This window comes from Variovorax sp. M-6, from assembly GCF_052114385.1.
Classification (GTDB): domain Bacteria; phylum Pseudomonadota; class Gammaproteobacteria; order Burkholderiales; family Burkholderiaceae_C; genus Variovorax.
Genome location: NZ_JBFREQ010000022.1, coordinates 1 through 20019, shown reverse-complemented (window position 1 = coordinate 20019; position 20019 = coordinate 1). Strand labels below are relative to the sequence as shown.

Below are 20019 nucleotides of genomic sequence, written 5' to 3'. Positions count from 1 at the left end.
AACGCGCCTGGCCTTGCAGGCCGTCGAGGAACGGAATGTTGATGAAGAAATTGATTGCAGGCGCATTGCTGGCGGCGGTGGCGGGCGGTGCCTGGGCCGGCGGCCTGGAAAGCCTCGAGGCCTTCGTGAAGACCGTCAAGTCGGGGCGCGCCGAGTTCACCCAGACCGTGACCGCACCGCCCAAGGAAGGCCTGGAGCCGCGGGCCAAGGTCTCGACCGGCAGTTTCGAGTTCCAGCGGCCGGGCAAGTTCAGGTTCGACTACAAGAAGCCCTTTGTCCAGAGCATCGTCGCCGACGGGGAGACGCTCTGGCTCTACGACGCCGACCTGAACCAGGTCACGCAGCGCAAGCAGGCGCAGGCCCTCGGATCGACGCCCGCCGCGCTGATCGCCGCCGCGCCCGACCTGCGGGCGCTGCAGGCCGACTTCGCGCTCGAGGCCGCACCCGAGCGCGACGGGCTGCAGTGGGTCAAGGCGACGCCCAAGAGCAAGGACGGCCAGTTGCAGAGCGTGCAGATCGGCTTCCAGGGCGATGCGCTGTCCGCGCTCGAGATCCTGGACAGCTTCGGCCAGCGCTCGGCGCTGAAGTTCGGCAAGGTCGAGGTCAACCCGCCGCTGCCGGCCGCGACCTTCCAGTTCAAGGTGCCGAGCGGCGCCGACGTGATCCGCCAGTAGGGCGGGCCGCGGATGGCCACCTCCACCCACCAACCTCTCGCTGAACGACTTCGCCCGCGCACCCTGGGCGAGGTGATCGGCCAGCAGCATCTGCTGGGCCCCGGCATGCCGCTGCGCATCGCCTTCGAGTCCGGCCAGCCGCATTCGTGCATCCTCTGGGGCCCACCCGGCACCGGCAAGACGACCATCGCGCGGCTGATGGCCGATGCCTTCGATGCCCAGTTCCTGAGCATCAGCGCGGTGCTCGGCGGCGTGAAGGACATCCGCGACGCGGTCGAACGCGCCACCGCGGCGCGCGACGGGCTCGAGCAGCGCCGCACCATCGTCTTCGTCGACGAGGTGCATCGCTTCAACAAGAGCCAGCAGGATGCCTTCCTGCCGCATGTGGAGTCGGGCCTGTTCACCTTCATCGGCGCGACCACCGAGAACCCGTCCTTCGAGGTCAACTCGGCGCTGCTGTCCCGGGCCGCGGTGTACGTGCTGCAGCCGCTCGGCGAGGCCGATCTCAAGAAGATCGTGGAACGGGCGCAAGGCATCCAGGCGGTGCCGGCGATCGATGCCGAGGCGGTCGATCGCCTGGTCGCCTATGCCGATGGCGACGCCAGGCGCCTGCTCAATACGCTCGAAACCCTGGCGGTGGCGGCCCGCGCCGAGAAGCTCGACACCCTCGCGGACGAATGGCTGCTGCGTGTGCTCGGCGAGCGGCTGCGGCGCTACGACAAGGGTGGCGAGCAGTTCTACGACACCATCTCCGCGCTCCACAAGTCGGTGCGCGGCAGCGATCCGGATGCGGCCCTCTACTGGTTCGTCCGCATGCTCGACGGCGGCGCCGATCCGCGCTACATGGCACGCCGGCTGGTGCGCATGGCGAGCGAGGACATCGGCCTGGCCGACCCGCGTGCGCTGCGCATGGCGCTCGATGCGGCCGAGGTCTACGAGCGGCTCGGCACGCCGGAAGGCGAACTGGCGCTGGCCCAGTGCGTGGTCTATCTCGCGGTGGCGCCGAAGTCCAACGCGGTCTACAAGGCCTACAACGAGGTCAAGGCCTTCATCCAGTCGGACGGCACGCGGCCGGTGCCGATGCACCTGCGCAATGCGCCGACCAAGCTCATGAAGCAGCTCGACTACGGCAAGGGCTACCGCTACGCGCACGACGAGGAGGGTGGCTTCGCGGCCGGCGAGAGTTACCTGCCCGAAGGCGTCGCGCCGTCTGCGTTCTACCGTCCGGTGGAGCGCGGACTCGAAATCCGCATTGCGGAAAAGCTGCGCGAATTGCGAAAACGCAACCAGGACGCCAGCCGCTGATACGCAGCTGCAGCCGCATCAGTACTCCCTTGCGCGGCCAACCTGCGTGGCAATCCGCCAGCGGGAAAACCCCGTCGAATCCGCACTGGAACGGCGATCTGGCGTCACTACAATCCCGCCACAAACCCGCCGTCGTCACATGTTGGCGGGTTTTTTGCTAAGAGAAGCCCTAGCGCTTGATCAGTGCGCAGGGCCAGCCAGGCGCCTCTCGAGGGCGTCGATACAAAAAGGGATTCTCGTATGGACATCTTGCTGCAGCAGATCATCAACGGTCTGGTTCTAGGCAGCATGTACGCCTTGATAGCCTTGGGCTACACCATGGTGTACGGCATCATCAACCTCATCAATTTCGCGCACGGGGAAGTGCTGATGGTCGGCGCGCTGACCAGCTGGAGCATCATCGGGCTCATGCAGGAGTCGATGCCCGGCACGCCGGGCTGGCTGATCCTGCTGATCGCCCTGCTCATTGCCTGCGTGGTCGCCGCCACCCTCAATTTCGTGATCGAGAAAGTGGCCTACCGGCCGCTGCGCAACAGCCCCAAGCTGGCGCCGCTGATCACCGCGATCGGCATGTCGATCCTGCTGCAGACGCTGGCGATGATCATCTGGAAGCCGACCAACAAGGCGTATCCGAACCTGCTGTCCACCACCCCGATCCACATCGGCGGCGCGGTGATCTCGCCGACCCAGGTGATGATCCTCAGCGTGACGGCGATCTGCCTCGCGATCCTCACCTGGCTGGTCAACTACACCAAGCTGGGCCGCGCGATGCGCGCCACCGCCGAGAACCCGCGGGTCGCCGCGCTGATGGGCATCCGCCCGGACATGGTGATCTCGGCCACCTTCATCATCGGCGCCGTGCTGGCGGCGGTGGCCGGCGTGATGTACGCCTCCAACTACGGCATCGCGCAGCATGCGATGGGCTTCATTCCCGGCCTCAAGGCCTTCACGGCGGCGGTGTTCGGCGGCATCGGCAACCTCGCCGGGGCGGTGGTCGGCGGCATCCTGCTCGGGCTGATCGAGGCCATCGGCTCGGGCTACATCGGTGCACTCACCGGCGATGTGCTGGGCAGCCACTACAGCGACATCTTTGCCTTCATCGTGCTGATCGTCATGCTCACGCTGCGGCCCTCCGGCCTGCTCGGCGAGCGCGTGGCGGACCGGGCCTGAGGAGGACGCCATGAAGAACAGCAAGAACCTCTTCCTGTACGTGGTGGGCGCGGTGCTGGTGCTCGCGCTGCCGCTGCTGCTGCAGTCCCAGGGCAATGCCTGGGTGCGGATCGCCGACATCGCGCTGCTGTACGTGATGCTGGCGCTCGGCCTCAACATCGTGGTGGGCTATGCCGGCCTGCTCGACCTCGGCTACGTGGCTTTCTTCGCCATCGGCGCCTACCTGTTCGCACTGCTGAGCTCGCCGCACCTGACCGACACCTTCCCGGCCATCAAGGCGATGTTCCCGAACGGGCTGCACGTGTCGCTGGTGGTGGTGGTGCCGCTGGCGCTGCTGGTGGCCGGCCTGTTCGGCGCGCTGCTGGGCGCGCCAACGCTCAAGCTTCGCGGCGACTATCTTGCGATCGTGACGCTCGGCTTCGGCGAGATCATCCGCGTGTTCCTGAACAACCTGGACCATCCGGTCAACATCACCAACGGGCCCAAGGGCATCACGGCCATCGATCCGGTGCACTTCTGGGGCCTCAACCTGGGCAAGGCGCTGAAGATCGGGGACTACACGATCTCGTCGGTGACGCTCTACTACTACCTGTTCCTGATGTTCGTGGTCTTCACGATCCTGGTTTCGCACCGCCTGCAGCTCTCGCGCATCGGTCGCGCCTGGATGGCGATCCGCGAGGACGAGATCGCCGCCAAGGCGATGGGCATCAACACCCGCAACATGAAGCTGCTGGCCTTCGCCATGGGAGCCAGTTTCGGCGGTGTTTCCGGCGCGATGTTCGCGTCCTTCCAGGGCTTCGTGTCGCCCGAGTCCTTCAGCCTCATGGAGTCGGTGATGATCGTCTCGATGGTGGTGCTGGGCGGCATCGGCCATCTGCCGGGCGTGATCCTGGGGGCGATCCTGCTGTCCGCGCTGCCCGAAGTGCTGCGCTACGTCGCCGCGCCGCTGCAGTCGATGACCGGCGGCCGGCTCGATGCCTCGATCCTGCGCCAGCTCTTCATCGCGCTGGCGATGATCATCATCATGCTGGTGCGCCCGCGCGGCCTCTGGCCCTCGCCGGAACACGGCAAGTCGCTGGCGCGCCGGGGCGCCACGCTGCCGGCGTCGGGCATGCCGGCGGCAGCGCCCGGCATCGAGACGCCGGCCGACGAAGTGCCCGGTGCCGCCTCGCGCCCGATGTCGATCAATCCGTGAGTCAGGGGCGCAACATGACAGAAACCATCCTCGACGTCCGCGGCATTTCCAAGCGCTTCGGCGGCCTGCAGGCCCTCTCCGACGTCGGCATCAAGATCCTGCGCGGCCAGGTCTATGGGCTGATCGGCCCCAACGGCGCCGGCAAGACCACTTTCTTCAACGTCATCACCGGGCTCTACTCGCCCGACAGCGGCAGCTTCGAACTGGCCGGCAAGCCCTATCAGCCGACCGCGGTGCACGAAGTCGCCAAGGCGGGCATCGCGCGCACCTTCCAGAACATCCGCCTCTTCGCCGAAATGACCGCGCTCGAGAACGTGATGGTCGGCCGGCATGTGCGCACGCGCTCGGGCGTCTTCGGCGCGATCTTCCGCTCCGGCGGGTTCAAGGCCGAGGAGGCCGCGATCGCCGAGCGCGCGCACGAGCTGCTCGAGTACGTTGGCATCGGCAAGTTCGCCGACTACAAGGCCCGCACGCTGTCGTACGGCGACCAGCGGCGGCTGGAGATCGCGCGCGCGCTCGCGACCGATCCGCAGCTGATCGCGCTCGACGAGCCGGCCGCCGGCATGAACGCGACCGAGAAGGTGATGCTGCGCGAGCTGATCGACCGCATCCGCAAGGACAACCGCACCATCCTCCTGATCGAGCACGACGTGAAGCTGGTGATGGGCCTGTGCGATCGCGTGACCGTGCTCGACTACGGCAAGCAGATCGCCGAGGGCACGCCGGCGGACGTGCAGAGAAATGAAAAAGTGATCGAGGCCTACCTCGGCACGGGAGGACACTAGATGGCACAGACTCTACTCAAAGTCAGCGGCGTGAAGGTCGCGTACGGCGGCATCCAGGCCGTCAAGGGCATCGACTTCGAGGTCCGGGAGGGCGAGCTGGTGTCGCTGATCGGCTCCAACGGCGCGGGCAAGACGACCACGATGAAGGCCATCACGGGGACGCTGCCTTTCCTCGGCGGCGACATCGAGTTCCTCGGCAAGAGCATCAAGGGCCGCGGCGCCTGGGACCTGGTAGGCGAAGGCCTGGTGATGGTGCCCGAGGGCCGCGGCGTGTTCACCCGCATGACGATCACCGAGAACCTGCAGATCGGCGCCTATATCCGCAAGGACAAGGCCGAGATCGCGAAGGACATCGACCGCGTCTTCGCGACCTTTCCGCGGCTGAAGGAGCGGGCCACGCAGCTGGCAGGGACCATGTCGGGCGGCGAGCAGCAGATGCTCGCGATGGGCCGCGCGCTGATGGCGCGCCCCAAGGTGCTGCTGCTGGACGAGCCGTCGATGGGCCTGTCGCCGATCATGGTCGACAAGATCTTCGAGGTGGTGAAGCAGGTCTACGACCAGGGCGTCACCGTGCTGCTGGTCGAGCAGAACGCCAGCCGTGCGCTGCAGCTGGCCGACCGTGGCTACGTGATGGAGTCGGGCCTGATCACCATGAGCGGCGACGCCAAGGTCATGCTCAGCGACCCCAAGGTCCGAGCCGCTTACTTGGGAGAGTGACTGTCTGTTCCAGGAATACCGCGGAACCGGCTTTGCCGGGCCGCTGGTATGGCCCCCTGCAAGGGGGTGGGCGGCTACACGAGGTGAGCCAACCTGGGGGTCAGTCCACTTTCGCGCCGGTCGCTTTCACGACCTTCTCGTACTTCGCCAGCTCGCTCTTCATGAAGGCGCCGAACTGCTCGGGCGTGCTGGCGACCGGTTCAGCCAGCAGCGATGCGAAGCGGGTCTTGGTGTCGGGCGAATCGAGCGCGGCGACGAAGGCGTGGTTGAGCTTGGCGACCACCTCGGGCGGCGTGCCCGCCGGCGCCACCAGGCCCCACCAGGTGTCGATCGAGAAGCCCTTCAGCGTGGCGGCCACCGTCGGCACTTCCGGCAGCGCGCTGCTGCGTTGCGCGGTCGTGACCGCGATCGCCTTCAGCTTCCCGGAGCGGATGTTCGGCGCTGCAGTCGCCAGGTTGTCGAAGTTGAAGTCGACCTGGCCCGACAGCAGCGCGAGCTGCGCCGGATTGCCGCCGTTGTAAGGGATGTGCACCGCGAAGATGCCCGCTTCCTTCTTGAACAATTCGCCCGCCAGGTGGCCGGCGCTGCCGTTGCCCCCGCTGCCGTAGTTGAGCTTGGCCGGATGGGCCTTGGCGTAGGCGATCAGGTCGGCCAGCGTGTCGATCTTCAGGCGCTGGGCGGTCTCGGCATTCATGACCAGCACGTTGGGCACCCGCACCATCTGCGTCACCGGCGCGAAGTCGGTGGCGGCGTTGAAGGGCATCTTGGCGTAGAGCCAGGGGTTGACTGCGTTGGTGGCGGTGGCCGCGATGCCGATCGTCAGGCCATCGGGAGCGGCCTTGGCCACCGCGTCGGCACCGATGTTGCCGCCGGCGCCGGGCTTGTTGTCGATGATGACGGTGCCCAGCGAGTCCTTGACGCGCTCGGCAAGGACGCGCGCCGTGACGTCGATCGGACCGCCCGCGGCGTAGGGGACGATGAGCCGGATGGGACGCTGCTGCGCGGCCGCATGGCTGGCGGCCAGCAAGGTGGCGGTCGACAGCAGGGTCAGGAGGAAAGTTCTGGCGTTCATGGATTCCATCGGGTTTGTCTCAGGGCAGGGCCTTGTCCGCCTCGGTCGTGAAGGCGTCGGCAAAGAACTCTTCTTCCGGCAGGCCGCGCTGGGCGACATAGTCGTGCTTCGCGGCATCGACCACCACCGGCGCGCCGCAGGCATAGACCTGGTGGCCCGACAGGTCGTCGAAGTCCTCCAGCACCGCACGGTGCACGAATCCGGTCCGGCCGCGCCAGTCGTCCTCGGGCACCGCGTTGGAGATCACGGGCACGTAGCGCAGGTTGGGCATCTGCTGCAGCTGCGTGCGCACCCAGTCGTCCATGTACAGGTCCTCCGGCCGCCGGCCGCCCCAGTACAGGGTCGCCGGACGCTCGATGCCCTTGAATTTCATGTGCTCCAGCAGCGCCTTGATCGGGGCGAAACCGGTGCCTGACGCCAGCAGCACCAGCGGCTTGCCGGAATCCTCGCGCAGGAAGAAGCTGCCGTAGGGGCCTTCGATGCGCAGGATTTCCTTTTCCTTCATGGCGCCGAAGACGTGGTCGGTGAACTTGCCACCCGGCAGGTGCCGGATGTGCAGCTCGAGCCCGGTGCCCGCCTGCTGCAGCGTGTGCGGCGCATTGGCCATCGAGTAGCTGCGCCGCGTGCCGTCGCGCAGGATGAACTCCACGTACTGCCCGGCATGGAACTGCAGTGGCTCCCCGGCTGGCAGCTGCAGGCGCAGCAGGACCACGTCGTGCGACTGTTTCGCGAGCGCCAGCACCCGCACCGGCATCTTGCGGATCGGGAAGGCGCCGGCCTCGGTGACCTGGCGCGATTCGAGCACCACGTCGCTTTCCGCCCGCGCGCAGCAGGTCAGCACGTAGCCGGCCAGCTGTTCCTCCGCGCTCAGCGCCTTGCTCTGGTGCGGGCCCAGGGTGACCGTGCCCGACAGCTTCTTGCACTTGCAGGAGCCGCAGGCGCCGTCCTTGCAGCCATAGGGAAGGCCGATGCCCTGGCGGATGCCGGCGGCGAGGATGGTTTCGTCGGCCAAGGCCGCGAAATGGCGCCCGCTGGGTTCGACCGTGATCTGAAAGCCCGCTTCGCTCGGCGCTGCGCTGGTCATGGGTATTCTTCGTTCTCTGCTCAAAGGGAGAACGGATTTTGCCCTCAATCAACAGCCCCCTCGGTGCGATGCCCTCGCGCTTCCGGCGCGAACGCGTGCTCGTGGTCGGTTGCGGCGACGTCGGGCTGCGTGCGGCCAGGCTGCTGCGCGGCCGCGTGCGGCTGATCGCGCTGACCTCTTCGCTCGCCCGGGTGCCCCTGCTGCGGCAGGCCGGCATCACGCCGATCGTGGCGGATCTGGACCGGCCGGCGTCGCTGCGGCGGCTTTCGGGGCTCGCCACCCGGGTGCTGCATCTGGCCCCGCCGGCCCGCGTGGAGGAAGGCGCACGATGGTGGCGCGATGCGCGCAGCCTGGCGCTGGCGCGTGCCTTGCGGCTGCGCTCGCTGCCCTCGGCCCTCGTCTACGGCTCGACCAGCGGGGTCTACGGCGATTGCGGCGGCGCCCTGGTCGCCGAGACGCGTGCGGTGCGTCCCGATACGCCGCGCGCGCACCGCCGCGTCGATGCCGAGCGCACGATGCGCTGGCTCGGTCGAGCCGGCGTCGCCACGCGCATCCTGCGCATTCCCGGCATCTATGCGCCTGACCGCGAGGGTGGCACGCCGCGCGAGCGCTTGCGCCGGGGAACGCCGGTGCTGCGCGCCGAGGACGACGTCTACTCCAACCACATCCACGCCGACGACCTGGCCCGTGCCTGCGTGGCGGCGCTGTGGCGCGGCGGCTCGCAGCGCGTGTTCCACGCCAGCGACGACAGCGAGATCAAGATGGGCGACTACATCGAGCTCGCGGCCAGGCTGTACGGCCTGCCGCTGCCGCCGCGCATCGCGCGCCATGAGGCGCAGGCGCAACTGCCCTTGTCGCTCCTGAGCTTCATGGGCGAATCGCGGCGGCTCGACAACACGCGATTGAAGCGCGAGCTGCGCGTGCGGCTGCGCTATCCGACGGTGGCCGCGGGGCTGCAATCGGATCTGGTTGAGGTGTCGGCCTGATGCCTCCCGCCTTCAGGCCGGGTCGCGATTCGAATGAAGCCGTAAGTGTTCTTCATGCCGAGGGCATGGCCCGTCTTCCAGGATCACAGGGCTTGAGCGGTCACGTCAGCGCCTGAACTTTGCCTGCGCGGATGCAGGATGCATGGCTTTGAGCCATGGTGCCCGGGGCCGGAATCGAACCGGCACGCCTTGCGGCGGGGGATTTTGAGTCCCCTGCGTCTACCAATTTCACCACCCGGGCACGGAAGGAAGGAAGCTCAAAATTATGGCACAGTGCCCCCATGCAATATCCGACGATTGAAGACGCGATTGGGAAAACGCCGCTGGTCGCGCTGCAGCGCATCGATGCGGCAGCCAACGCGCAGCGCGGCAATGTGATCCTTGGCAAGCTCGAAGGCAACAATCCCGCCGGCTCTGTCAAGGACCGGCCCGCCCTGTCGATGATCAAGCGCGCCGAGGAGCGCGGCGAGATCAAGCCCGGCGACACCCTGATCGAGGCGACCTCCGGCAACACCGGCATCGCCCTCGCCATGGCCGCGGCCATCAAGGGCTACCGCATGGTGCTGATCATGCCCGAGGACCTGTCGGTCGAGCGGGCCCAGACCATGAAGGCCTTCGGCGCCGAATTGATGCTGACGCCCAAGAGCGGCGGCATGGAGTACGCGCGTGATCTGGCCGAGCAGATGGTGCAGCAGGGCAAGGGGCGGGTGCTCGATCAGTTCGCCAACCCGGACAATCCACGCATCCACTACGAGACCACCGGCCCCGAGATCTGGGCCGACACGGGCGGGCGCATCACCCACTTCGTGAGCGCGATGGGCACCACCGGCACCATCACCGGCGTCTCGCGGTTCCTGAAGGAAAAGAACCCGGCGGTGCGCATCATCGGTGCGCAACCCGACGAAGGATCGCGCATCCCGGGCATCCGCAAGTGGCCGCAGGAATACCTGCCCAAGATCTACGAGCCGAGCCGGGTCGACCAGGTGGTCAATGTGAGCCAGGACAACGCCGAGGAGCTGTGCCGCCGGCTGGCTCGTGAGGAGGGCATCTTCGGCGGCATCTCGGCCGCCGGGGCGCTGTGGGTGGCCCTCGAGATCGCCAAGACGGTCGAGAACGCGACCATCGTCTTCGTGGTGTGCGACCGCGGCGACCGCTACCTGTCGACCGGCGTTTTCCCGGCGTGACATGAAACACCCCCGCAGCGCGTGGTGAAAAACTGAAAAGAAACATGCCCGAACCCAAGTTCTGTCCCGACTGCGCCACGCCGCTGGCCCACATCGAACTCGCCGAGGATGGAGGCCCGAAGTCGCGCCTGCGTTGTCCGGCATGCGGCTGGACGCACTGGAACAACCCGACGCCGGTGCTGGCCGCCATCATCGAGTACCGCGGGCAGGTGCTGCTGGCACGCAATGCCGCCTGGCCGCACAAGATGTATGCGCTGATCACCGGTTTCATGGAGGCCGGCGAGACGCCGCAAGAGGGCATCGCGCGCGAGATCAAGGAAGAGACCAACCTCGACGCGAGCGAGCTGAATCTGGTCGGGGCCTATGACTTCAAGCGCATGAACCAGGTCATCATCGCCTATCACGCGGTCGCCGATGGCGAGGTCCGGCTCTCGCCCGAACTGGTGGACTATCGTCTCTACGACCTGCCCGCGCTCAGATGCTGGCCCGCGGGGACCGGCTACGCGCTCGCCGACTGGCTGCGCACGCGGGGGCACGAGCCCGAATTCATCGAGTGGCCGAGGCCAGCCTCCTAAAATCCTCGCAGTTTCAAGGAACGGCCATGCATATCCACAAAGAGCTCGACACCCGCGGCCTCAATTGCCCCTTGCCCATCCTGAAGGCCAAGAAGTCGCTCAACGAAATGCACAGCGGCGAGCTGCTGCAGGTGGTGTCCACGGATCCGGGTTCGGTGCGCGACTTCCAGGCGTTCGCCCGCCAGACGGGCAACGACCTGGTCGATCAGCAGACGGTCGGCAGCGATTTCATTCACGTGCTGCGCCGCCGCTGACGCGCCCCCCGTGCAGAGAGGCCTCCCGACCATCGCCGCGACCGCCGCGCTGGCGGGACTGGCCGCGGCGATGATCCTGGCCCCGTGGAGCGATGGAATGGATTTGAGCATTGACAGTCCCGCCGCGCCTGCAGGCGCCATTTCGCTCGCGGTCCTCGGGGACTCCAACAGCCACTCCTACCAGGATCGCATTGCCTTTCCGCCCGGCTCTGCCGAGCGGGGCGGCACGCGGCGTTCGAATACCTTCCAGTGGACTGAAGTCCTGGAGCGCCTGCGCGGGCGAGAAGTCGACTTGGGCCTCTGGGGTCGCTGGGGCCGGCGCCCTGTCGTGGCCTGGGCGCGCGGATGGCTGGGTCTGGAGGGAGGGCGTACGCCGAAAAAGGAGGACTACCTCTTCAACTTTGCCAAGTCCGGCGCGACCTGCTTCGACCTCCTGTCCGGCCGCGTCCGCCAGGCGCAGCACCTCGTGGAATTGATGGACCGGGAGCCGGAGCGCTGGACGCGCGGCGTGGTCGTGATCCGGATCGGGCTCAACAACTGGAGCGGCCTGCTCGATCTGCAGGCGCGCGACCCCAATGCCCCCGAGTTGCGTGACGCGACCGCCTACTGCGCCGGAGAGATTGACCGGACCGTGGCGCTGATCCATGCCGCGCATCCGCTCACGCGCATCCTGGTCGTGGGCATAGGGAACGAGGCGGACGACCCGCTCCAGGCGGACAAATGGCAGTCGGCGACCGAAAGCGCGAACATCAATGCCGCCCTCGATGCATTCAACGCCGCCCTCAGGCAGGTCGCGACCGGCCGGACGAATGTCGCTTTCTTCGATGACCTGGCATGGTTCAGGGCGCTCTGGGGCGGGCGCGGCGAATCCGGAATGCCGGACTTCAAGACGGTCGCGATCGGGCCGAAGCTGCGCGTGACCCACACGCTGGGCGACGATCCCGGCAACGCCTTGCTCGCGGACGATCATCCCGGCGTGGTCTGGAGCACCCTGTGGGCGCAATCGCTGGTGGCTCGCCTCAACGAGGCGTTCGGCCTGGCGCTGACCCCGATCAGCGACGCGGAGGTCGTCCGCTTCCTGGAGCCGCTGACCGGTCCGCCTAAAGCGCCAGGCTCTTGAGGTAGTCGCGGAACGCCCCGCCGACTTCGGGGTGCGCCAGGGCCAGTTCGACCGTTGCCTGCAGGAATCCCTCCTTGCTGCCGCAGTCGTAGCGTGTGCCCTTGTAGGAATAGGCGTAGACCGACTCCTTCTTCAGCAGCGCGGCGATGCCGTCGGTCAGCTGGATCTCGCCGCCGGCGCCCTTGGGCTGGTTGCGGATCTCGGCGAACACGCCCGGCGTGAGGATGTAGCGGCCGGCGACGCCCAGGCGCGAAGGCGCCTCCTCGGGCTTCGGCTTCTCGACCATGCGACTGACCTTGACCAGGCCGTTCTCGACCGTCTCGCCGGCGACGACGCCGTAGCGCCTGACGTGTTCCAGGGGCACTTCCTGAACGGCCAGCAGGGAGCCGCCCAGTTGGCCGAAGACCCGCGTCATTTGCGCCAGCACCGGCTCGCCGTCGGCCGGGCCGACCATCAGGTCATCGGCCAGCAGCACCGCGAAGGGTTCGTTGCCCACCAGATGCTCGGCGCACAGCACGGCATGGCCCAGGCCCAGCATGCGAGGCTGGCGCACATAGGAGCAGGTCATGTCCTCTGGCATCACCGAGCGCGCGATGTTGAGCAATTCCGCCTTGCCGCTGGCCTCGAGTTGCGATTCGAGCTCGTAGGCGGTGTCGTAGTGATCCTCGATCGCACGCTTGTTGCGCCCGGTGACGAAGATCATGTCGCGGATGCCCGCGGCATAGGCTTCCTCGACCGCGTACTGGATCAGGGGCTTGTCCACCACGGGCAGCATTTCCTTGGGCTGCGCCTTGGTGGCCGGCAGGAATCGGGTGCCAAAGCCTGCTACGGGAAACACGGCCTTGCGAATGCGGGTCGAAGTTTGGGACATGGGCTTTCGTCGGATCAGGAGGAAGAAAGGGGAGACGGTCGGCACCGCGAGGCACCGACCTGAATACTAAAGGCCGTTGCAGGCGCCAGTCTGTCAGCCGAGGCGCACAAGCTGGTCGCGCAGCCGATCGAGCGTGGCACTGAAGTCCGCGAGCCGCTTGCGCTCCTGCTCGATCACCGCGGGGGGCGCCTTGGCGACGAAGGCCTCGTTGCCGAGTTTGGCATTCACCTTGGCGATTTCGCCCTCGATGCGCGCGAGCTCCTTGCCGATCCGGACCTTTTCCGCAGCCTTGTCGATTTCCATGTGCAGGCAGATGCGCACGTCGCCGACCACCGCCACCGGCGCTGCCTCGGCCGCGGCCGACCAGGCCGCCGCGTCGTCGAACACCTTCACTTCCTTGAGCTTGGCCAGGGCCTGCAGCACCGGCGCGGCGTCGCGCAGGAAGGCGCTGCTGGCGGCGTCGTCCGCGACCGCATAGAGCGGCATGCGGGTGGCGGGCGAGACGTTCATCTCGCCGCGCAGCGTGCGGCAGGCATCGACCAGCGACTTGAGCCGGGCCACGTGGGCCTCGGCCGCCTCGTCGATCTTCTCGGGCTGGCTCTTCGGGTAGGCGGCGATCATCACCGACTCGCCCTCGCGGCCGGCGACCGGCGCGACCTTCTGCCAGAGTTCCTCGGTGATGAAGGGGATCACGGGGTGCGCCAGGCGCAGCAGGGTCTCCAGCGTGCGGATCAGCGTGCGGCGCGTGGCGCGTTGCTGGGCGGCATCGCCCTGCTGGATCTGGACCTTGGCGATCTCCAGGTACCAGTCGCAGAACTCGTCCCAGGCGAACTGGTAGATCGCAGTCGCGACGTTGTCGAGCCGGTACTCCTCGAAGCCCTTGCTCACCTCGGCCTCGACGCGCTGCAGCTTCGAGCTGATCCAGCGGTCGGCCTGGCTGAACCTCAGGTAGCCGTGCGCCGGGCCGCCGACCGCGCATTCTTCCTTGGTGTGCTCGCGCAGGCCGCAGTCCTGGCCTTCGCAGTTCATGAGCACGAAGCGGGTGGCATTCCAGAGCTTGTTGCAGAAGTTGCGGTAGCCCTCGCAGCGCTTGGCGTCGAAGTTGATGCTGCGGCCCAGCGATGCCAGCGAGGCGAAGGTGAAGCGCAGCGCGTCGGCGCCGAAGGCCGGGATGCCGTCCGGGAATTCCTTTTGCGTGTTCTTGCGCACGGCCGGCGCCGTTTCGGGCTTGCGCAGGCCCTGGGTGCGCTTGTCGAGCAGCTCGGGCAGCGCGATGCCGTCGATCAGGTCGACCGGGTCGAGCACATTGCCTTCCGACTTGCTCATCTTCTTGCCGTGCGAATCGCGCACCAGGCCGTGGATGTAGACGTGCTTGAACGGCACCTTGCCCGTGAAGTGCTTGGTCATCATGATCATCCGGGCGACCCAGAAGAAGATGATGTCGTAGCCCGTGACCAGCACGCTCGAGGGCAGGTAGAGGTCGAGGTCCTCGGTCTTCTCGGGCCAGCCCAGCGACGAGAATGGGATCAGGGCCGACGAGTACCAGGTGTCGAGCACGTCCTCGTCGCGCGTGAGCGTCTTGCCCGGCGCCTGGGCCTGGGCTTCTTCCTCGCTGCGCGCCACGTAGACCTTGCCGTCGGCGTCGTACCAGGCGGGGATCTGGTGGCCCCACCAGAGCTGGCGCGAAATCGTCCAGTCCTGGATGTTCTCCATCCAGTGGTTGTAGGTGTTGACCCAGTTCTCGGGCACGAAGCTCACCTCGCCCGAGCGCACCGCGTCGATCGCCTTCTGCGCGATCGACTGGCCGTGGGCGTCGGGCTTGGTCATGGCGACGAACCACTGGTCGGTCAGCATCGGCTCGACCACCGCGCCGGTGCGCGCGCAACGCGGCACCATGAGCTTGTGCTTCTTCGTCTCGACCAGGAGGCCCAGCGCCTCGAGATCGGCCACCACGGCCTTGCGGGCGACGAAGCGATCGAGCCCGCGGTACTTCTCGGGCGCGTTGTCGTTGATCGTGGCGTCGAGGGTCAAGACGCAGAGGCTCGGCAGGCTGTGGCGCTGACCGACCGCATAGTCGTTGGGGTCGTGCGCCGGCGTGACCTTGACCACGCCGGTGCCGAATTCGCGGTCGACGTAGTCGTCGGCGATCACCGGGATCAGCCGATCGACCAGCGGCAGCTTCACGTGCTGGCCGATCAGGTGCTTGTAGCGCTCGTCCTCGGGGTGGACCATCACGGCCGTGTCGCCCAGCATGGTCTCGGGCCGCGTGGTCGCGACCGTGAGGGTGCCCGAGCCGTCCTCCAGCGGATAGGCGATGAGCCAGAGGAAGCCGTCTTCCTCCTCGCTCTCGACTTCGAGGTCGCTCACCGCGGTCTTGAGCACCGGGTCCCAGTTGACCAGCCGCTTGCCGCGGTAGATCAGCCCTTCTTCATACAGTTGCACGAAGGTCTGGGTCACGACCTTGGACAGGTCCTCGTCCATCGTGAAGTACTCGCGGCTCCAGTCCACCGTGTCGCCCATGCGGCGCATCTGGTTGGTGATGGTATTGCCCGACTTCTGCTTCCATTCCCAGACCCGGGCCACGAAGTTCTTGCGCCCCAGGTCGTGGCGGCTGATCTTCTGCTCCTGCAGCTGGCGTTCGACCACGATCTGGGTCGCGATGCCCGCGTGGTCGGTGCCCGGCACCCACAGCGTGTTGTCGCCCGCCATGCGGTGATAGCGCGCCAGGCTGTCCATGATGGTCTGGTTGAAGGCGTGGCCCATGTGCAGCGTGCCGGTGACGTTCGGCGGCGGCAGCTGGATCGCGAACGAGGCGGCGCCTTCCTTGGCCTTCTGCGTGCCGCGGAAGCCGGCGGCCGCATAGCCGCGCCGCTCCCATTCGGGCCCCCAGTGCGCCTCGATGGCAACGGGTTCGAAGGATTTGGAAAGGCTCTCGAGGCCGGGTTGGGGCAGGGTGTCGCTCATGGCGTTGCAAAGACGAGCGGCATCCCGCAGGATGCCGCTTGTGGGGGTGAAGGTGAGGGGATTTTATTCGACTGCGCGCGCACTGTGCTCAAGGGGGCGGCGCGCAGTTCGGACCTTTGCCCCGGCGGCCGATAATTCGGCGATGCTGTTCCTGCTTTCCCCTGCCAAATCGCTCGACTACGAGACACCGGTGCCCGATGCGGTGCCCGCCACCCAGGCCCGTTTCGAAGGGCCGAGGAGCCCCGCGGCCGAACTCATCGGGATCCTGCGCGAGAAATCGCCGCAACAGATCGCCGAACTCATGCACCTGTCGGACAAACTGTCGGCGCTCAACGTCGCGCGCTATGCGGCGTGGGTCTCCAAGGGCAGCGTGAAGAATGCGAAGCAGGCCGCGCTGGCCTTCGATGGCGACGTCTACGGCGGCCTCGACGCCAAGTCCCTCAGCGAGAAACAGCTCGCCTGGGCGCAGGAGCACATCTGCATCCTGAGCGGGCTCTACGGCGTACTGCGCCCGCTCGACCTGCTGCAGCCCTACCGGCTCGAGATGGGAACGCAGCTCGCCAATCGCCATGGCAAGGACCTCTACGCGTTCTGGGGCCCGCGCATCGCGCCGCATCTCAACGAGCGGCTGGCGGCCGACCGCACGCCGGTGGTCATCAACCTGGCTTCCCAGGAATACTTCAAGTCGGTCGATCAAGGCGCACTCAAGGCCCGCGTGGTCGAATGCGTGTTCGAGGAATGGAAGGCCGGCAGCGGCGCCAAGGGCGATCCGGGGCGCTACAAGATCATCAGCTTCTTCGCCAAGCGGGCCCGTGGCCTGATGGCGCGCTGGGCCGTGCTGCACAAGGCGGCCACGCCCGGGGCGCTGGAGAAATTCGATCTCGAGGGCTATGCCTTCGACGCCGTGGCGTCGAAGCCGGATCGGATGGTGTTCCGCAGGAGATCCACATGAAATCTGGTCAGGCGATCAGCCCCGAGTTGCGCGAGTGGGTCGCGGCCCAACTCGCGGCCGGGCATTCGGTGCCGAGCCTGCGCGCTTCGATGCGCGCCGCAGGATGGCACGACGACGCGGCCGATGCCGCGCTGCAGGGCATCGAGATGCAAGCCGCGGCGGGCGTCGCCGTCGAGCCTCCGTCCGCCCGCATGCCCGGCCCGGATCTGTCGGTCTCGCCGCTCTATGTCGACGCCGGCGACCGCCGCGTCCAGGTGCTGCAGACGATGCAGCTGCCCCGGGTGATCGTTTTCGGCGACCTGCTGTCCGACGATGAATGCGAGGGCCTGATCGCTGCGGCGCGCCAGCGCCTCGCGCGTTCGCTCACCGTCGAGACGCAAACCGGCGGCGAAGCCCTCAACGTCGACCGGACCAGCGACGGCATGTTCTTCGAGCGGGGCGAGAACGCCATCGTCGCGCAGCTCGAGCGGCGCATCGCGGCGCTGCTGCGATGGCCGGTCGAGTTCGGCGAGGGCTTGCAGGTCCTGCGCTATGCGCCGGGCGCCCAGTACCGCCCTCACTACGATTACTTCGACCCGGGCGAGCCCGGCACGCCGACCATCCTGCGGCGCGGCGGCCAGCGCGTGGCCACCCTCGTGATGTATTTGCACGAGCCCGAGCAGGGCGGCGCCACCAGCTTCCCGGACGTCGGCCTCGAAGTCGCGCCAAAGCGCGGCACCGGCGTCTTCTTCAGCTACGACCGGCCGGATCCGGCCACCCGAACCCTGCACGGCGGCGCGCCTGTGCTGGCCGGCGAGAAGTGGGTCGCGACCAAGTGGCTGCGCGAACGCGAATTCACCTGACACACAAGCCATGAAGATCACAGCCAACGGCATCCGGATCGAGGTCGAGGACAGCGGCGGGGAAGGGCGGCCGGTGGCGCTGCTCGTCATGGGACTCGGCATGCAGCTGATCGGCTGGCCCGACGAGTTCGTGCAGGCGCTGGTCGACGCCGGCTACCGGGTCGTGCGCCACGACAACCGCGACATCGGCCTGAGCCAGGGCTTCGACGAAGCCGGCGCCGGCAACCTGCTCTGGCAGAGCGTGCGCCAGCGCATCGGCTTGCCGGTGCGTTCGGCGTACAGCCTGCAGGACATGGCCAACGATTCGCTCGGCGTGCTCGACGCGCTCGGCATAGCGCGCGCCCACGTGGTCGGCGCGTCGATGGGCGGCATGATCGCCCAGCGGCTCGCGGCCGGCGCGCCGCATCGTACCGCCAGCCTGGTGAGCATCATGAGCTCGAGCGGCGCCCGCAAGCTGCCGGGCCCGCGCCCCGATGTCGCAGCGGCCCTGCTGCGGCGTCCACCGAGCCGCACCGAGGCGGCGCTGGTGGCGCACAGCCTCGGCATGGTGCGCCTGATCCAGAGCCCGGCCTATCCGCAGGACGACCAGGTCGTGGCCGAACGGATCCGGCGCGCCATGCATCGCGCCTATAGGCCGGCCGGCGTGGTGAGGCAAATGCTTGCGGTCGTCGCCGACAGCGGCCGCGCCGAACTGCTGTCGCGCATCGCCAGTCCGGCGCTGGTGCTGCATGGCGAAGCCGATCCGCTGGTGCCGATCGCCTGCGGCCGGGACTCGGCGCAACGCATTCCGGGCGCGCGCTTCGTCGCGATTCCGGGCATGGGCCACGACCTGCCGCCGCCGGTGACCGAGATCCTCATGCAACACATCCTTCCATTCCTCGAGAACGCCGAGAGCCGCATATGAGCCTTGACAACACCCCGGAGCAGTCGCAACTGGGCCGCGCGTCGGCCTATGTCGACCAGTACGACGCCAGCCTGCTGTTCCCGATCGCGCGCGCCACCCAACGCGAAGCGATGGGGATCGCGAGGGACAAGCTGCCCTTCTTCGGCGCCGATCTCTGGACCGCGTTCGAACTGAGCTGGCTCAATGCGCGCGGCAAGCCGCAACTGGCGATCGCGCATTTCACGATTCCCTGCGAAACGCCCAACATCGTCGAGAGCAAGTCCTTCAAGCTCTATCTGAACAGCTTCAACAGCACCGTGTTCGCGGACGCCCAGGCGGTCCGGGAGCGCCTGCGCACCGACCTCAGCGAGGCCGTATGGCGCGGCAGCGACCGCTCGGCCAGCATCGGCGTGAAGCTGCTGGCGCCCGATGTCTTCGACCAGGAGCCTGTGCATGAACTCGACGGCCTCGATCTGGACCGCCTCGACATCGAATGCACGCGGTACCAGCCGGCGCCCGAGCTGCTGTCCAGCGACCTGACACAACCGCCCGTGACCGAGACCCTCACCAGCCGGCTGCTCAAGAGCAATTGCCTGGTGACCGGCCAGCCCGACTGGGGAAGCGTGCAGATCCGCTACAACGGCCCCGCGATCGACCAGGCGGGCCTGCTCGCCTATATAGTGAGCTTCCGCAACCACAACGAATTCCACGAGCCGTGCGCGGAGCGCATCTTCACGGACATCTGGAGTCGCTGCCAGCCGACCCAGTTGGCGGTCTATGCGCGCTACACGCGGCGCGGTGGGCTGGACATCAACCCCTTCCGCACCAGCTGGCCCCAGGCATTGCCTGCCAACACTCGCACGGCGCGCCAGTAGGCCGTTCTGCAAAAAGTGGGGGGAGGGCAGGGAAAGCCCTGAATACCGTGTCATAATCGACGGCTCTGCTGAGGTGACTCGGTGGTTGCGGCTCCCCCGGGAGGCGCGGTCATCGAAGCAAACGGTGGAGAAGAAAAAAGCCGAAGACGGTTGACGAAGTTGTAAAAAACGAGTCATAATCGAAGGCTCCGCTGAACGAAGRCAGTGCGGCATCTCTCCTGGAGGGTGTTGCGMARGYCGAAGGGAAGCGGGAAGAAAAAAGATCTTTCGGTCTTGACGAAGTTGAAAAAACYGTGTCATAATCGAAGGCTCCGCAGAAAACGCAGACKGCAGCRRCTTYCAAGTGAAGYGRWTGCRGAAARCGAAAGAAAGCGAAAAAAGTTTGCCGGTTCTTAAAAAACCGTGTCATAATCGAAGGCTCCGCTGATCGCAGCGAAGCAAGCAAAACAAGAGATTGTTTTGACGGATCGTTAAAAATATACAGCCGATAAGCGTGGGCGTTTGAGGCGAA

The 20019-nt window shown here is 67.0% G+C and carries 19 protein-coding genes and 1 tRNA gene; 15 read left to right on the top strand and 5 right to left on the bottom strand.

What is annotated here, in order from left to right; genetic code table 11:
* The first annotated feature begins 41 nt into the window (after positions 1-41).
* From lolA to AB4Z46_RS22445, 6 genes are all read left to right on the top strand, one after another.
* Positions 42-674, top strand: coding sequence for an outer membrane lipoprotein chaperone LolA (gene lolA, locus AB4Z46_RS22470; RefSeq protein ID WP_442285760.1), 633 nt, complete (start codon positions 42-44; stop codon positions 672-674).
* Positions 675-686: 12 nt separating this feature from the next.
* Complete coding sequence (locus AB4Z46_RS22465; RefSeq protein ID WP_442285759.1) at positions 687-1979, top strand: replication-associated recombination protein A; 1293 nt, start codon at positions 687-689, stop codon at positions 1977-1979.
* A gap of 240 nt (positions 1980-2219) precedes the next feature.
* Entirely contained in the window at positions 2220-3149 is a 930-nt protein-coding gene (locus tag AB4Z46_RS22460) for a branched-chain amino acid ABC transporter permease (RefSeq protein ID WP_442285758.1), read from the top strand.
* Positions 3150-3159: 10 nt separating this feature from the next.
* Positions 3160-4344, top strand: a complete 1185-nt coding sequence (locus AB4Z46_RS22455; protein ID WP_442285757.1) for a branched-chain amino acid ABC transporter permease — start codon at positions 3160-3162, stop codon at positions 4342-4344.
* Between the two features lie 14 nt (positions 4345-4358).
* Complete coding sequence (locus tag AB4Z46_RS22450) at positions 4359-5129, top strand: ABC transporter ATP-binding protein (RefSeq protein ID WP_442285756.1); 771 nt, start codon at positions 4359-4361, stop codon at positions 5127-5129.
* Positions 5130-5846, top strand: coding sequence for an ABC transporter ATP-binding protein (locus AB4Z46_RS22445; protein ID WP_442285755.1), 717 nt, complete (start codon positions 5130-5132; stop codon positions 5844-5846). It begins immediately after the preceding gene.
* Between the two features lie 100 nt (positions 5847-5946).
* On the opposite strand, the gene AB4Z46_RS22440 is transcribed toward AB4Z46_RS22445, so the two are convergent.
* Together AB4Z46_RS22440 and AB4Z46_RS22435 are read right to left on the bottom strand one after the other, a co-directional pair.
* On the bottom strand, positions 5947-6918 hold the full coding sequence (locus tag AB4Z46_RS22440) for a Bug family tripartite tricarboxylate transporter substrate binding protein (protein WP_442285754.1): 972 nt from the start codon (positions 6916-6918) through the stop codon (positions 5947-5949).
* A gap of 19 nt (positions 6919-6937) precedes the next feature.
* On the bottom strand, positions 6938-8002 hold the full coding sequence (locus AB4Z46_RS22435; RefSeq protein ID WP_442285753.1) for a CDP-6-deoxy-delta-3,4-glucoseen reductase: 1065 nt from the start codon (positions 8000-8002) through the stop codon (positions 6938-6940).
* Between the two features lie 38 nt (positions 8003-8040).
* Here AB4Z46_RS22435 and AB4Z46_RS22430 point away from each other — a divergent pair, with 38 nt between their 5' ends.
* On the top strand, positions 8041-8988 hold the full coding sequence (locus AB4Z46_RS22430) for an NAD-dependent epimerase/dehydratase family protein (protein ID WP_442285752.1): 948 nt from the start codon (positions 8041-8043) through the stop codon (positions 8986-8988).
* Positions 8989-9144: 156 nt separating this feature from the next.
* Here AB4Z46_RS22430 and AB4Z46_RS22425 read toward each other — a convergent pair.
* Positions 9145-9229: transfer RNA gene (locus tag AB4Z46_RS22425), tRNA-Leu, on the bottom strand.
* A 40-nt stretch (positions 9230-9269) separates the two neighbouring features.
* On the opposite strand from AB4Z46_RS22425, the gene cysM reads away from it, so the two are divergent.
* The 4 genes from cysM (at position 9270) to AB4Z46_RS22405 (ending at position 12121) form a co-directional block, all read left to right on the top strand.
* Complete coding sequence (cysM, locus tag AB4Z46_RS22420; RefSeq protein WP_442285751.1) at positions 9270-10172, top strand: cysteine synthase CysM; 903 nt, start codon at positions 9270-9272, stop codon at positions 10170-10172.
* A 44-nt stretch (positions 10173-10216) separates the two neighbouring features.
* Positions 10217-10747: an NUDIX domain-containing protein gene (locus tag AB4Z46_RS22415; RefSeq protein WP_442285750.1), complete on the top strand. Its 531-nt coding sequence runs from the start codon at positions 10217-10219 to the stop codon at positions 10745-10747.
* Between the two features lie 26 nt (positions 10748-10773).
* Entirely contained in the window at positions 10774-11001 is a 228-nt protein-coding gene (locus AB4Z46_RS22410; RefSeq protein ID WP_442285749.1) for a sulfurtransferase TusA family protein, read from the top strand.
* Positions 11002-11098: 97 nt separating this feature from the next.
* Positions 11099-12121, top strand: a complete 1023-nt coding sequence (locus AB4Z46_RS22405) for an SGNH/GDSL hydrolase family protein (RefSeq protein WP_442285748.1) — start codon at positions 11099-11101, stop codon at positions 12119-12121.
* Here the strand turns inward: AB4Z46_RS22405 and galU are convergent.
* Positions 12102-12992 (bottom strand): UTP--glucose-1-phosphate uridylyltransferase GalU, encoded by an 891-nt coding sequence (gene galU / locus AB4Z46_RS22400; RefSeq protein WP_442285747.1) that lies wholly within the window; start codon positions 12990-12992, stop codon positions 12102-12104. The genes AB4Z46_RS22405 and galU overlap by 20 nt on opposite strands.
* Positions 12993-13085: 93 nt before the next feature.
* Positions 13086-15956, bottom strand: coding sequence for a valine--tRNA ligase (locus tag AB4Z46_RS22395; RefSeq protein WP_442285746.1), 2871 nt, complete (start codon positions 15954-15956; stop codon positions 13086-13088).
* Between the two features lie 142 nt (positions 15957-16098).
* Between AB4Z46_RS22395 and yaaA the strand changes: the two genes are divergently transcribed.
* Genes yaaA through queF form a run of 4 tightly spaced genes read left to right on the top strand, consistent with a single transcriptional unit; the run spans position 16099 to position 19508 of the window.
* Positions 16099-16908, top strand: coding sequence for a peroxide stress protein YaaA (yaaA, locus tag AB4Z46_RS22390; protein WP_442285745.1), 810 nt, complete (start codon positions 16099-16101; stop codon positions 16906-16908).
* Entirely contained in the window at positions 16905-17750 is an 846-nt protein-coding gene (locus AB4Z46_RS22385) for a 2OG-Fe(II) oxygenase (RefSeq protein WP_442285744.1), read from the top strand. The genes yaaA and AB4Z46_RS22385 overlap by 4 nt, the downstream gene beginning before the upstream one ends.
* A 10-nt stretch (positions 17751-17760) precedes the next feature.
* On the top strand, positions 17761-18654 hold the full coding sequence (locus AB4Z46_RS22380) for an alpha/beta fold hydrolase (protein WP_442285743.1): 894 nt from the start codon (positions 17761-17763) through the stop codon (positions 18652-18654).
* Positions 18651-19508, top strand: coding sequence for an NADPH-dependent 7-cyano-7-deazaguanine reductase QueF (queF, locus tag AB4Z46_RS22375; RefSeq protein WP_442285742.1), 858 nt, complete (start codon positions 18651-18653; stop codon positions 19506-19508). Before AB4Z46_RS22380 ends, queF begins: the two co-directional genes overlap by 4 nt.
* Positions 19509-20019: the final 511 nt, after the last annotated feature.